Genomic DNA, 12,959 nt, shown 5'->3' on the forward strand with positions numbered 1-12,959 from the left:
CTGAAAGTGAACCAGGACTCAGGTTTATCATGAGTCATCGTTCACTTTCAATCCGGGGGGATCTACCGGGCCGTTTTCGGCAGTGTCGGCGTCGACGGCGGCGAACGAGTGGTGCTCGTGCGTCACCACCCAGCGGCCCTGGATTTTGCGCAGGCCGATGGTCAGCCGCAGATGGTGGTCCGGTGGGTCGGCGGGGCTGCCGCATCGCAGGAGCGCCCAGGCGAACGCCACGTCGTCCCCCGCGGTCACGTCGAGCTCCAGGATGGTGAACGTCGCGCCTTCCGCCTGCCAGACGAAGAACGGCGGCCAGGTCTCGCGGTAGGCGTCGATCCCGCGGACCCCTTCGTGGGGCGGCGGGACGTCGAACATCACGATGCCGTCGGAGTGGTCGGCGAGGACGCCGTCGAGATTTCCCGTGTGGACCGCAGTGGCCCAGTTTCCGATCAGGGCGCGGATCTCGGCTTCGTTGGTCATGGTGGGGTCCCTCCTGTGGCGCGCCGTCGAGGGCGGCGATGGGCGTCAGCATGGCACCGGGCGCCGACCGGAACCGGCGTTCGGCCACCGCGGAGGCCGAGTTGTCCACAAGGGGGCAGTTATCCACAGGCGGCCGGATTCGGCCTGGTGGCCGGTGTCGATCAGCGCCTAGCGTCGCACGTGTGTTCGAGCAGACCGCCCGTGATCCGGGCACTCCCGTGAACGCCAGGCTCGCCTGGCTGGCCGATCAGTTGGCGGCGGGCCCACGCACCGTCGGGCCCGGCGGCCGGCTGGTTCGGCGCTGGCTGCCCGGCGGCGCCGACCCGGCCCATCCTGGTCTGCCCGGCGTGCTGAAAAGCCCTCGAGTCCTCGTCGTACTGGGTCTCGTGGTTGTGGCCGTACTGATCGCGGCGGGGTTCGCGGTGTTCAGCGGATCGCCCGCGACGGAAGTGGCACCGTCGCTGCCGAGCGCGAAGGCTCACCCGTCCGCTGCGGCGCCGGCGTCTTCGACGTCCGCGAAGCTGGTGATCAGCGTGATCGGCCACGTCCGCGCGCCCGGTCTCGTCACCGTTCCGGCCGGCTCGCGCGTGGCCGACGCGGTGCGGGCCGCCGGTGGCGCCGACCCCGGCACTGATCTCTCCGGCTTGAACCTCGCCCGCAAGCTCACCGACGGCGAACAGCTCGCCGTCGGCATCGCGGTCGCGTCCTCGGTCCCGGCAGGCGCCGGCGCGGCACCGGGAAAGCTTGACCTCAACTCGGCCACGCCTGAGCAGCTCGACACCCTGCCCGGCGTCGGCGAGGTCACCGCCGGCCGCATTCTCGATTGGCGCACCCAGCACGGCGGCTTCTCCAGCGTCGAACAACTTCGCGATGTGGAAGGCATCGGAGAAAGCAAGTTCGAGAAGCTGCGCGAGCAGGTGACGGTCGGATGATGTTCGTCCAACCGGAAGCCGCGCCCTCGTGGCGTGACCACGACCTTCGGCTCGTCCCGGCAGCACTGGCTGCCTGGGGTGGCACCCTGGCGGGGCTGCGGCTCGGGTGGTGGGCGGCCGAGGTTTTCGGGGTTGTGGCCGCGGTTTTGTCGGCCGTATTGCTCGCGCGGCGGCGTGGGAGGTGGCTCGGAGCGGCCGGCGCGCTGCTGGTTCTAGGGCTCGTCGTGGCGCTGCCGACGGCGTGGCGCATCAGGGGACCGGAGCAGGACGCACTCGGACAGGCCGCCGTGCACGGGGGAACCGGCACAATCCGCGTGGAGGTCACAGAACGACCACGGCCGATCCACAGCGCCGGCTACGCCGATCAGCAGGCGGGCACGAGGTCGGTGGCCATCGACGCCCGGGTGGAATCGGCCACTGTGGAATCAGCCACTGTGGACGGTCGGAAAGTGAGGTCCACCGGCCGGGTCCTGCTGCTCGCGCCGGTGGCCGGGTGGGCTGATCTTCTGCCGGGCCAGGAGGTCACGGCATCGGGTCGCCTGGCGCCGGCGCGCGGGGGTGAGCTGACGGCCGCGGTCGTTTACGTGCAGGGCGCTCCGGCCGGGGTCACGCGGGCGCCGTGGTGGCAGCGGGCGGCCGCGGCGTTGCGGGCGGGGCTGCACGAGTTGTGCGCGGTGTTGCCGGAGGAGTCGGCGGGGCTGTTGCCCGGACTGGTTCTGGGCGACACGAGTGCGTTGCCAGAGCAGGTCGAGCAGGAGTTCACGGAGTCGGGACTCACGCACTTGATGGCCGTCAGCGGGGGAAATCTGGCGATCCTGTGCGGCTCGGTGTTGTTGTTGTGCCGGTTGCTGCGCATCGGGCCCCGGGTGTCGGCGGCCGCTGCGGGATTGTGCTTGGGTGGCTTCCTGATTCTCGTCGGTCCGGCACCGAGCGTGCTGCGCGCCGGGGTGATGGGCGGGGTGGCGCTGCTGGCGCTGGCGTTGGGCCGGCGTGGATCCGCGTTCCCGGCGCTGGCGTTCTCGGTGTGCGTGCTCGTCGCGTGGGATCCGGTGATGGCGGCGGACTTCGGGTTCGCGTTGTCGGTGTTCGCGACGGCGGGGCTGGTGCTGCTCGCGCCGCGGTGGGCGGATTCGCTGGTACGCCGGGGGATTCCGCCGGGATACGCCGAGGGCATCGCGGTGCCGTTGGCGGCGTTCGTGGTCACCGCCCCGGTGATCGCGGGCATGGCGGGCACCGTGAGCCTCATCTCGGTGGTGACCAATGTGCTGGCGGCGCCCGTCGTCGCGCCGGTCACGGTGCTCGGGGTGCTGGCCACGGTGGTCGGGCCGTGGTGGCCCGGAGCCGGGCACGTGCTGGTGCACCTGGCCGATCCGGAGGCTCGCTGGCTGATCACCGTCGCGCGGCACGGGGCCCGCGCGCCGGGTGCGGTGCTGACCTGGCCGGGTGGCTGGTGGGGCGGGGTGTGCGCGGCGGGGGTGCTGGTCGTGGTGGTGGTCGCGTTCCGGTTCCGGCGCGCTCGGCTGCTGGTGGCGATGGGGCTGGTGGCGGTGCTGCTGATCGTGGTGCCGCCGCGGGTCCTTTCGCCCGGCTGGCCGCCGAAGGGTTGGGCGATGGTGGAGTGCGACGTCGGCCAGGGCGACGCCGTGGTGCTGGCAACAGCGGAGCCCGGGCGGGCGGTGGTCGTGGACACCGGACCGGAGCCGGGGCCGGTGGACGAGTGCCTGCGGCGGCTCGGCGTGGAGCGGATCCCGCTGCTGGTGCTCAGCCACCTGCACGCCGACCACATCGGCGGGCTGTCGTCGGTGTTCGACGGCCGGGCCGTGGGTGCGATCGCCGTCGGCCCAGGACGGGCGCCGGCGTGGGCGTGGCAGCAGGTGTCGCAGGAGGCGGCGACGCACCACGTTCCGGTGCTGGAGCTGAGCGACGGGCAGCGGCTCGATTGGCCGGGGCTGTCGCTGGACGTACTGGGGCCGCGCTACGTCACGGTGCGGGCGGCCACCCTGCAGGACGGCACGATGATCAACAACAGTTCCGTGGTGCTGCGGGCGACCACGGCCGCGGGGAAGGTGCTGCTGACCGGTGATGTGGAACTGGCCGCGCAGGCCGACTTGCTGGCCGAGGGGGTGGATCTGCACGCCGACGTGCTGAAAGTGCCCCACCACGGCTCGCGCTACTCGTTGCCCCAGTTCCTCGAGGCGGTGGGCGCGCGGGCGGCGATGATCAGCGTGGGCGCGGGCAACAGCTACGGGCACCCGGCGAAGTCCACAGTGGACGTGTTGGGCACGTTGGGTGTGCTCGTGACGCGGACCGATGTGGACGGTGACACGGCCGTGCTGCCCGGTGACGGCGGCCCGGCGGTGGCGCGCCGGGGCGAGCCGCGCGGGCCGCCCCGCTAGGGAAGCGGCCCGCGGGCCCGGCGGTCAGAGGCCGAGGGCCTTGCTCACGGCCTCGGCCGACGGGGGCACGGTCGCCTTGGGGCCGATGCGGCCTTCGAGGGCGTCGAGCGTCTTGAGGCCGTCGCCGGTGATGAGCAGCACGGTCTCGGCGTCGGGGTCGATCTTGCCGGCCTCGATGAGCTTCTTCGCGGTCGCGACGGTGACGCCGCCGGCGGTCTCGGTGAAGATGCCCTCGGTGCGCGCGAGCAGCCGGATGCCCTCCACGACCTCCTCGTCGCTCACGTCTTCGATCGCACCGCCGGTGCGGTTGACGACGTCGAGCACGTAGGGGCCGTCGGCGGGGTTGCCGATCGCGAGCGAGCGGGCGATGGTGTCGGGCTTCACGGGCTGGACCACGTCGTGGCCGGCGCGGAACGCGGCCGAGACGGGGGAGCAGCCGGTGGCCTGCGCGCCGAACACCTTGTAGGGGCTGGCCTCCACGAGGCCGAGCTGGCCGAGCTCGCGGAAACCCTTGTCCACCTTGGTCAGCTGCGAGCCCGACGCGATCGGCACCACGATCTGCTCCGGCAGGCGCCAGCCGAGCTGCTCGGCGACCTCGTAGCCGAGCGTCTTGGAGCCTTCGGAGTAGTAGGGGCGCACGTTGACGTTGACGAAAGCCCACGTCGGGTGCTCGCCGGCGAGCTCCGTGGCGAGGCGGTTGACGTCGTCGTAGTTGCCGTCGACGGCGATCAGGTCACCGTCGTAGACCGCGGTGGTGAGGATCTTGGCGCGCTCGAGCGACTTCGGGATCAGCACGACCGACCGCCAGCCGGCGCGGGCCGCGGCGGCGGCCGTCGCGTTGGCCAGGTTTCCGGTCGAGGGACACGCGAGGACCTCGAAGCCGAACTCGCGGGCCGCGGCCAGCGCGACGGCGACCACGCGGTCCTTGAAGGAGTGCGTGGGGTTGCCGGTGTCGTCCTTGACCCACAGGGACTTGAGACCCAGGGCCTTGGCCAGCCGGTCGGCCTTCACCAGGCGGGTGCCGCCGGGCTCGGTGTTCGGGATCTCCTCGACGGTCGAGGGGACAGGAAGGAGCTTCTTGTAGCGCCAGATGTTCTTGGGGCCGGCCTCTATGTCTTCGCGACGCACGCGGCCGAAGTCGTAGGCGACCTCGAGCGGCGAGAAGTCCTCCGCGGACACGAACTCCGGGGCGAGTGGCTGCCGGTGGCCCTCTTCCTTCGACACCAGTTCGACGGCCGGACCGAGGTCCAGGGTCTTCTTGGTGGAGGTCGTGCCGAGGGTAACGGTCATCGCGAGGTTCCTTTCCTCATCTGCCCCGCAAAAGCGGGCCGGAATTGGCACCGTGGTCGTCAGCTATCCCGCAAATTCGGGAAGACAGGCTGTACGCCGGTTGCCGGGGCTTCGTCGGGCCGTTCCCTCTGCCCCTCTGGATGAGCGGTGTTCAGTTGTCGGCGTGCCTCGTGGGGCGCGGCCTCGGGTACACCGTACGACATGGCGATCACCTCGTGCCACGGTGGCGGCGCACATCACCGGAGCGGGCGCGGGGCGGCGCGGGTGAGAAGATGGCGGGGTGACCACCGCACCTGCGCCGCTCCACCTCGTCCTCGGTGAGGAAGAACTGCTCATCGAGCGGGCTGTCCGTGCGTCGCTGGACGCCGCGCGGGCCGTGGACTCGACGGCCGAGATGACGCGCAGCCGGGTGTCCGAACTCACACCGCCCGTGCTCGCCGAGCTGGTGAGCCCCTCGCTGTTCAGCGAGGGGCGGGTCATCGTACTCGACTCCGCGCAGGACATCTCGCAGGAGCTGGCGGACGCGGTGATGGCCTACCTGAAGGCGCCCGCCGACGGGATCGTGCTCGTGGTCGTGCACAACGGCGGCGGGCGCAGCAAGGCGGCCAAGGCGCTGCCCGCGGCGCTGAAAAAGGCGGGCGCGGAAATCACCGAGTGCCCGAAGCTGACGAAGCCCGCCGAGCGGGAGTCGTTCGTGCGCAACGAGGTGCGCCGGGTCGGCGGCAAGATCGACGCGGCGGGTGTGATGGCGCTGATGGACACCGTCGGCTCCGATCTGCGCGAGCTCTCCTCCGCGGCGACGCAGCTCGTCGCAGACACCGGCGGCGTGGTCGACGAGCAGGCCGTGCGCCGCTACCACACCGGTCGCGCCGACGTGACCGGCTTCGCCGTGGCGGAGAAGGCCGTGGGCGGCGACCGCGCGGCGGCCCTGGAGTCGCTGCGCTGGGCCATGCAGCTGGGCGTGCCGCACGTGCTGGTCGCCGACGCCCTCGCCGACGCGGTGCGCACGATCGCCCGCGTGTCCGCCGCCGGCCGCGGCAACCCGAACCAGATGGCGGGCGAGCTGGGCATGCCGCCGTGGAAGATCCGCAAGGCGCAGGGCCAGTCACGTGGCTGGGGCCAGGACGGCCTCGCCACGGCGATGCGCGTGGTCGCCCGCCTGAACGCCGAGGTCAAGGGAGTGGCGGCCGACGCGGACTACGCCTTGGAGCGCGCGGTCGTCGAGGTCGTCGCCGCCAAGGGCGAACGCTGACGCTGCTCGGCCGGGCATAGTTCGACCCGCTGAACGGCGCGGCCGAAGCCGGCGCTCGGGAAGCAGTGAAGCGCCCGACGGTCGCCACTGCACGAGGCGACCCACGCGGTCGCTGGGTACGCTGCGATCCGGCGCGTGGTTTTGAGCGGGCTCTAGCCGCACGAGACTGGGTGCGCAGCGGCGCCTCGATTTCGGTGCGTGGCTGGTGAGCGGGTCCTCGGCGCGCGAGGTGACCCGGGCGGTCGGTGGTGGGTGCGCAGACTCAGCAACAGGCATCCGCCAGCCGAGCGGCCGTCGCCGCGGCTCCTCGAGGGGAACGCTGCTCGCAGGGGGGTGCGGGAGTGCGCACGAAAAAGCCCGGCGACCGAGCGGTCACCGGGCTCTTTCAGGTCTGGCGGGGTGGTGCTGCGATCAGCTCAGAGCTGGTTCGCGCGCTTCGCGAGAGCCGACTTCTTGTTGGCGGCCTGGTTGGCGTGGATGACGCCCTTGGTGACGGCCTTGTCGAGCTTGCGGGCGGCGTCGCGCTGGAGTTCGAGGGCCTTGGTCTTGTCGCCGGAGTCGGCGGCCTCACGGAACTTGCGGATCGCGGTCTTCACCGAGGAGCGGATCGCCAGGTTGCGCTGACGGGCCTTCTCGTTGGTGGTGATGCGCTTGATCTGGGACTTGATGTTGGCCATGAAGGCATCCTGCTTTCGTCTCGGTGAAGGTCGCTGCCGCGTCGAAGTGGCTCCGGGCGCCTGGAGTACAGACAGGCGCGGCCGGGTTTCCTCCCTGACGGAATGCCGCACGGCAACGACGGGAAAGCCTAACAGGCCTGCTCGCGGCCCCCTCGGGCGGCCCGGAGTGGTCGGTTCGGCTACCGTGGAAACCGCAGTGCCTAGGGTTCCGCTGCCGGCCCGCCGCACCGCCACGCAAGACAACCAGGGCCGGCGGGACAGGTCCGAGCGGCACCATCGGCGCGGCCCGACGCCCGCCGTTCATCTGACGGGACAAAAGCCTGGAGGACCCGGCCTTCCGTGTGCGCGGAAGACCCGAGGGGGTCCGGTGAACACCACAGCTCTGTCGTTCGTCCTCATCGCCGCCGTCGTGCACGCGGGGTGGAACCTCGCCGCGAAGCGCGTCACCTTCGGCGGGCCGCGGTTCGTGTGGCTTTACTACACCGTGTCGGCCGTGGTGCTGCTTCCCGTCGTCATCACTGCGCTCCTGATCGAGAACGAACGTCCACAGTGGACGTGGCTGCTCGCCGCCGCGGTGACGGCCGTGCTGCACGTGGCGTACGGCACGGTGCTGCAGCGCGGGTACGGCGTCGGCGACCTGTCGATCGTCTACCCGCTCGCGCGAGGTACCGGGCCGCTGCTGTCCGTGCTCGCGGCGGTGCTCGTGCTGCACGAGCACCCCGGCGTGCTCGGCCTGATCGGGGCGTTCCTCGTGGTGGCGGGCGTTCTGGTGATCAGCCTCGGCGGCAGCAAGGCCGACGTCAAAGCGCGCCGCGCCGGCGTGTTCTACGGCGTGCTCACCGGGGCGACCATCGCGGCCTACACGCTCTGGGACGCCCACTCCGTGACGACGCTCGCGGTGCCGCCGCTGGTGTACTTCGGCGGCGGCGCGCTGGTGCAGAGCGTGCTGCTGGCGCCCGCGGCCCTTCGTGACCGCGCCGAGGTCGGCGAGCTGTGGCGCGAGCACCGCAAGGAGACGCTGATCGTCGGGATCGCCTCGCCCGCGGCGTACCTGCTGGTGCTCTACGCGCTGCGAATGGCGCCCGTCAGCCTGGTCGCGCCGGCGCGGGAGCTGTCGATCGTGCTGGGCGGGCTCGCGGCGTGGTTCGTGCTCGGTGAGCGGAACGCGGCACGCCGGCTGGTGGGCTCGCTGGTGGTGCTGGCCGGGATCGCCGCGATTGCGGTGGCCTGAGCCACTCGGGTAGGCAGGACGCATGGACGTACTGAGCAGCCGCGTGCTGATCCACCCGCGCGACCTGGAGGCCTCGACCGCGTTCTACCGGGACACGCTCGGGCTGGCGATTCGCCGCGAGTTCCCCGGTGGCACGGTCTTCTTCGCGGGCGGCGGTTCGATCGAGGTCGTGGGCGGCAACGATGCGACACCCTCGGCGGCCGTCGACCTCTGGCTGCAGGTCCGTGACCTGCCGGCGACGCTCGAGGAGCTGGCCGCGCGCGGCGTCACGCCGGTCCGCGGGGCGCGCCGCGAGCCGTGGGGGCTCGACGAGGCCTGGATCACCGACCCGGACGGCCTGCGCATCGTCCTGGTACAGGTGCCGGCCGACCACCCGCTGCGGAGGGACTCCCGCTAGGGCTTGCGGGCCCGCAGCTGCGCCGCCAGGGCGGCGAAGCCCGGCGGCTGCCAGGTCCACGTCTGCAGGTCGATGAAGCCCGCAGCGGTGACCTCGGCGGCCAGATCGTGCCGGGGAACCGGCAGCCACTTCTCGTGCGCCGACAGCAGCAGCCGGCCGCCGGGACCCAGCACGCGGAACAGCTCGGCGAAGCCGGCCGCGCGGTCGTCCCAGAGCTGGACGTTGTTGACGCTCAGCACGACGTCGACGGAAGCGTCGGCGCAGCCGGTCGACGCAGCCGTGCCGTCGCGCAGCTTCACGCGGTCGCCGCAGCGTTCCCGGCACAGGGCGCGCATCTCGGCCGACGGTTCGACGCCGACGACCTCGCCGGCCAGGCGGCTCGCGGCGTCGAGGCCGACGCCCGGGCCGGGACCCACGACCAGCACGGTTTCGTCGGGTTCCAGCCGCGCGAGGTCGACGAGCCGGTGCTCGGTGGCGGCGTTGCCGCGCGACATCAGCCAGCCGCCGACGCGGCCCAGCAGGCCGCTGGGGTGCCCGAACGCCCGGTCCAGCGCGGTGTCGAAGGTCCCCGGGGGAGGGTGTGGAGTGCTCATCCTTCGAGGTCACCACGAGCCCGGCGCGCTCGCATCGGGGATGACCCCCAACCGCACCCGGAGGTCCATGGGACGATAGGAAGCGGCCACCCCCGACCTTTCCCGAGGACCACACGAGTGACAGCGCCCAAGACGTTCGCCGACACCACCTTCACGCCGCCGGAACTGATCCGCAACTTCTGCATCATCGCCCACATCGACCACGGCAAGTCGACGCTGGCGGACCGCATGCTGCAGCTCACCGGCGTCGTCGAGGAACGGGCGATGCGCGCGCAGTACCTCGACCGGATGGACATCGAGCGTGAGCGCGGCATCACGATCAAGGCCCAGAACGTCCGCCTGCCCTGGCAGGTGGAGGGCCAGGACCACGTGCTGCACATGATCGACACCCCCGGCCACGTGGACTTCACCTACGAGGTTTCGCGCGCCCTGGAGGCGTGCGAGGGGGCGATCCTGCTGGTCGACGCCGCGCAGGGCATCGAGGCGCAGACGCTGGCCAACCTGTACCTGGCGCTGGAGAACAACCTCCAGATCATCCCGGTGCTCAACAAGATCGACCTGCCTTCGGCCGACCCGGACAAGTACGCGGCCGAGCTCGCGCACATCATCGGCTGCGAGCCCACCGACGTGCTGCGCGTCTCGGCGAAGACGGGCGTCGGCGTCGGCGCGCTGCTCGACGAGGTCGTGCGCCAGGTCCCGGCGCCGGTCGGCGACGCGGACGCCCCGGCGCGCGCGATGATCTTCGACTCGGTCTACGACACCTACCGCGGCGTCGTCACCTACATCCGTGTGGTCGACGGCAAGATCACCCCGCGCGAGAAGATCCGCATGATGTCCACCGGCGCGACCCACGAGCTGCTGGAGGTCGGCATCATCTCGCCGGAGCCCAAGCCCAGCAAGGGCCTCGGCGTCGGCGAGGTGGGCTACCTGATCACCGGTGTGAAGGACGTCCGCCAGTCGAAGGTCGGTGACACCGTCACGTCCGAGCGCCACGGCGCCACCGCACCGCTGGCCGGTTATCGCGAGCCGAAGCCGATGGTCTACTCGGGCCTGTACCCGGTCGACGGCTCCGACTACCCGGAGCTGCGCGAAGCGCTGGAGAAGCTGCAGCTCAACGACGCGGCGCTCGCCTACGAGCCGGAGACGTCGGTCGCGCTGGGCTTCGGCTTCCGCTGCGGCTTCCTCGGCCTGCTGCACCTGGAGATCACGCGCGACCGCCTCGAGCGCGAGTTCGGCCTCGACCTGATCTCCACCGCGCCCAACGTGGTCTACCGCGTGGTGCTGGAGGACCGCAGCGAGGTCGTGGTCACCAACCCGTCCGACTGGCCGAGCGGGCTGAAGATCTCCGAGGTCCACGAACCGGTGTCGAAGGTCAGCATCCTCGCGCCGAGCGAGTTCGTCGGCACGATCATGGAGCTGTGCCAGAGCAAGCGTGGTGTACTGCTCGGCATGGACTACCTGTCCGAGGACCGCGTGGAGCTGCGCTACAACATCCCGCTCGCGGAGATCATCTTCGACTTCTTCGACACGCTGAAGTCGCGCACGCGCGGGTATGCCTCGCTCGACTACGAGGAGGCGGGCGACCAGGTCGCCGAGCTCGTCAAGGTCGACATCCTGCTGCAGGGCGAGACCGTGGACGCGTTCTCGGCGATCGTGCACAAGGATGCGGCCTACGGCTACGGCAACCGGATGGCCACGCGGCTGCGCGAGCTGATCCCGCGCCAGCAGTTCGAGGTGCCGATCCAGGCGGCCATCGGCTCGCGCATCATCGCGCGCGAGACGATCCGCGCGATCCGCAAGGACGTGCTCGCCAAGTGCTACGGAGGTGACATCTCGCGCAAGCGCAAGCTGCTCGAGAAGCAGAAGGAAGGCAAGAAGCGCATGAAGACCGTGGGCCGGGTCGAGGTCCCGCAGGAAGCCTTCGTCGCGGCTCTGTCCACTGAGGACAGCGGCAAGGCCAAGAAGTAGCCACGGCGAAGCCCGCGGCGGACAGCACGGGCTCGCCGCCGGGCTTCAGCGGTTGCCGATGATCTTCTCGGCCGCCACGAACACCGCGACGCGGCGCTCCGCGGCCATCACCCGGTCGTATTCTGCCCAGTCGTCGTGCGTTCCGGTGGCGGCCTTGAAGACGTCACGCAGCAGCGTCGGCAGGCCGGCCGGGTCGAAGGCCGCGTCGGGGTCGTCGGGGCCGATGAGGTGAGTTTTCCCGGTCACCGACAGCCAGTCCCAGCCCCGGCGGAACGTGAGCGTCGCGTGGCCGGTGGCGCGCAGTAGCTTGAGCTTGTACGCGCTGCCCAGCGCCACGAGGGCGACGCCGGGTTTGCCGGTCACGGGGTCGTCGAAGACTCCGGCGTTGACGACGGACGAGTGCACCGTCCCGTCTGCGCGGGTGGTCGAGATGGTCGCGAGGCCGTTCTCCTGCAACGACAGCGCGCGGACGTGTTCCAGATCGGCGGTCATGTCGCACACTAACGCCGCGGCGGGTGGGGGGTCTTCCCGTCTCACCCGCCGGAGCGAATCACTAGGCTCGGCGCATGTTCGATGATCTCGAGTTCCCCGTGATCGTGGCGCCGATGGCGGGCGGCCCCACCACACCTCAGCTCATCGCGGCGGTCACGGCCGCCGGCGGCTTCGGCTTCCTCGCAGCGGGGTACCTGTCGGCGGAGACGCTGGAGGCGAAGATCGCCCACACCGCGGACCTCACCGGCGGGAAGTTCGGCGTGAACCTGTTCGTGCCGGGCAGCCGCTCGACCGTGGACGTCACCGCCCACCGCGAGCGGATGCTCACCGAGGCCTTGCGCTACGGCGTCGAACCGGGCGAGCCGGTCTGGGACGACGACGAGTACCCCGCGAAACTCGATGTGGTCGTGCGCCACCGCGTGCCGCTGGTGTCGTGCACCTTCGGCGCGCCGACGTCCGCGGAGGTGCACCGGGTCCACGAGGCGGGCGGCAAGGTGGCGGTCACCGTCACCAACCCCGAGGAAGCCGACCTCGCGGCGGCCCGCGGGGCCGACGCGCTCGTGGTGCAAGGCTTCGAGGCGGGCGGCCACCGCGGGTTGTTCACCGACAACGCGACGAACCCGGCCGGTGGCGAGCAGTACGGCCTGCTGGCCCTGCTGCGGCTGATCTCCGCGCGCACGAGCCTGCCGCTGGTCGCCACGGGCGGGCTGGTGCACGGCGCCGACGTGGCGGCCGTGCTCGCGGCCGGGGCGTCGGCGGCCCAGCTGGGCACCGCGTTCCTGCAGACCACTGAAGCGGGCACGCCGTCGGCGCAACGCCGGGCGCTGGCCGAGGCAGGCCGGCTGACGGCGTTCACGCGCGCTTTCAGCGGCCGCCCGGCGCGAGGCCTGGTCAACCGCGTGCTGAGCGATCTCTCGGCGCACGCGCCCGCCGCGTACCCACAGCTACACCACCTCAGCAAGCCCATCCGCGCGGCCGCCGCACGCGCCGACGACCCCGAGGCGATGTCGCTGTGGGCCGGGCAGACCTACCCCCTCGCCGACGACGGGTCCGCCGCGTCGGTGGTGGAACGCCTGCGCGCGGAAGCCAAAGCGGCAGCCGCCCGCCTCGACCGCCTGCGCTGACCGCACCCTCACCCGCAGCCCCAATGCGGCGTGGGGGGGGTTATATGCAACGCAACCCCCAAATTGGGGGTGTTGGCCCCCGCCCACAAAAATGGGAGAGGGGGGGGGGGGGGTAGTGGGGGTGATGGGGGGT

General features: G+C 71.4%; 12 protein-coding genes and 1 riboswitch. Of the genes, 7 read left to right on the forward strand and 5 right to left on the reverse strand.

Annotated elements, in window-relative coordinates:
* Positions 1 to 27 precede the first annotated feature (27 nt).
* A complete protein-coding gene (locus AB0F91_RS23590) occupies positions 28 to 474 on the reverse strand; it encodes a nuclear transport factor 2 family protein (RefSeq protein ID WP_360600472.1) in 447 nt (148 codons plus the stop codon).
* Between the two features lie 182 nt (positions 475 to 656).
* Here AB0F91_RS23590 and AB0F91_RS23595 point away from each other — a divergent pair, with 182 nt between their 5' ends.
* Positions 657 to 1,406 (forward strand): ComEA family DNA-binding protein, encoded by a 750-nt coding sequence (locus tag AB0F91_RS23595; protein WP_360600474.1) that lies wholly within the window; start codon positions 657 to 659, stop codon positions 1,404 to 1,406.
* Positions 1,406 to 3,802: a ComEC/Rec2 family competence protein gene (locus tag AB0F91_RS23600; protein WP_360600658.1), complete on the forward strand. Its 2,397-nt coding sequence runs from the start codon at positions 1,406 to 1,408 to the stop codon at positions 3,800 to 3,802. Before AB0F91_RS23595 ends, AB0F91_RS23600 begins: the two co-directional genes overlap by 1 nt.
* Positions 3,803 to 3,826: 24 nt before the next feature.
* On the opposite strand, the gene thrC is transcribed toward AB0F91_RS23600, so the two are convergent.
* On the reverse strand, positions 3,827 to 5,092 hold the full coding sequence (gene thrC, locus AB0F91_RS23605) for a threonine synthase (RefSeq protein ID WP_360600476.1): 1,266 nt from the start codon (positions 5,090 to 5,092) through the stop codon (positions 3,827 to 3,829).
* Between the two features lie 13 nt (positions 5,093 to 5,105).
* Positions 5,106 to 5,239, reverse strand: a riboswitch (SAM riboswitch).
* A gap of 133 nt (positions 5,240 to 5,372) precedes the next feature.
* Here thrC and holA point away from each other — a divergent pair.
* Positions 5,373 to 6,344 (forward strand): DNA polymerase III subunit delta, encoded by a 972-nt coding sequence (gene holA, locus AB0F91_RS23610; RefSeq protein ID WP_360600478.1) that lies wholly within the window; start codon positions 5,373 to 5,375, stop codon positions 6,342 to 6,344.
* Between the two features lie 416 nt (positions 6,345 to 6,760).
* On the opposite strand, the gene rpsT is transcribed toward holA, so the two are convergent.
* Positions 6,761 to 7,021 (reverse strand): 30S ribosomal protein S20, encoded by a 261-nt coding sequence (gene rpsT, locus AB0F91_RS23615; protein WP_220242854.1) that lies wholly within the window; start codon positions 7,019 to 7,021, stop codon positions 6,761 to 6,763.
* A 367-nt stretch (positions 7,022 to 7,388) separates the two neighbouring features.
* On the opposite strand from rpsT, the gene AB0F91_RS23620 reads away from it, so the two are divergent.
* A complete protein-coding gene (locus AB0F91_RS23620) occupies positions 7,389 to 8,252 on the forward strand; it encodes an EamA family transporter (RefSeq protein ID WP_360600481.1) in 864 nt (287 codons plus the stop codon).
* A 22-nt stretch (positions 8,253 to 8,274) separates the two neighbouring features.
* Entirely contained in the window at positions 8,275 to 8,649 is a 375-nt protein-coding gene (locus AB0F91_RS23625; RefSeq protein ID WP_360600483.1) for a VOC family protein, read from the forward strand.
* Here the strand turns inward: AB0F91_RS23625 and AB0F91_RS23630 are convergent.
* The gene (locus AB0F91_RS23630) at positions 8,646 to 9,242 is read right to left on the reverse strand and encodes a class I SAM-dependent methyltransferase (protein ID WP_360600485.1); all 597 of its coding nucleotides are present in this window, start codon (positions 9,240 to 9,242) and stop codon (positions 8,646 to 8,648) included. The two genes, AB0F91_RS23625 and AB0F91_RS23630, sit on opposite strands and share 4 nt — an antisense overlap.
* Positions 9,243 to 9,359: 117 nt before the next feature.
* Between AB0F91_RS23630 and lepA the strand changes: the two genes are divergently transcribed.
* On the forward strand, positions 9,360 to 11,210 hold the full coding sequence (gene lepA / locus AB0F91_RS23635; RefSeq protein ID WP_360600487.1) for a translation elongation factor 4: 1,851 nt from the start codon (positions 9,360 to 9,362) through the stop codon (positions 11,208 to 11,210).
* Between the two features lie 45 nt (positions 11,211 to 11,255).
* On the opposite strand, the gene AB0F91_RS23640 is transcribed toward lepA, so the two are convergent.
* Positions 11,256 to 11,702 (reverse strand): pyridoxamine 5'-phosphate oxidase, encoded by a 447-nt coding sequence (locus AB0F91_RS23640; protein WP_360600489.1) that lies wholly within the window; start codon positions 11,700 to 11,702, stop codon positions 11,256 to 11,258.
* A gap of 74 nt (positions 11,703 to 11,776) precedes the next feature.
* Here AB0F91_RS23640 and AB0F91_RS23645 point away from each other — a divergent pair, with 74 nt between their 5' ends.
* Complete coding sequence (locus tag AB0F91_RS23645) at positions 11,777 to 12,826, forward strand: nitronate monooxygenase (RefSeq protein ID WP_360600491.1); 1,050 nt, start codon at positions 11,777 to 11,779, stop codon at positions 12,824 to 12,826.
* Positions 12,827 to 12,959: the final 133 nt, after the last annotated feature.

It is taken from the genome of Amycolatopsis sp. NPDC023774 (genome assembly GCF_040639695.1).
Classification (GTDB): Bacteria; Actinomycetota; Actinomycetes; order Mycobacteriales; family Pseudonocardiaceae; genus Amycolatopsis.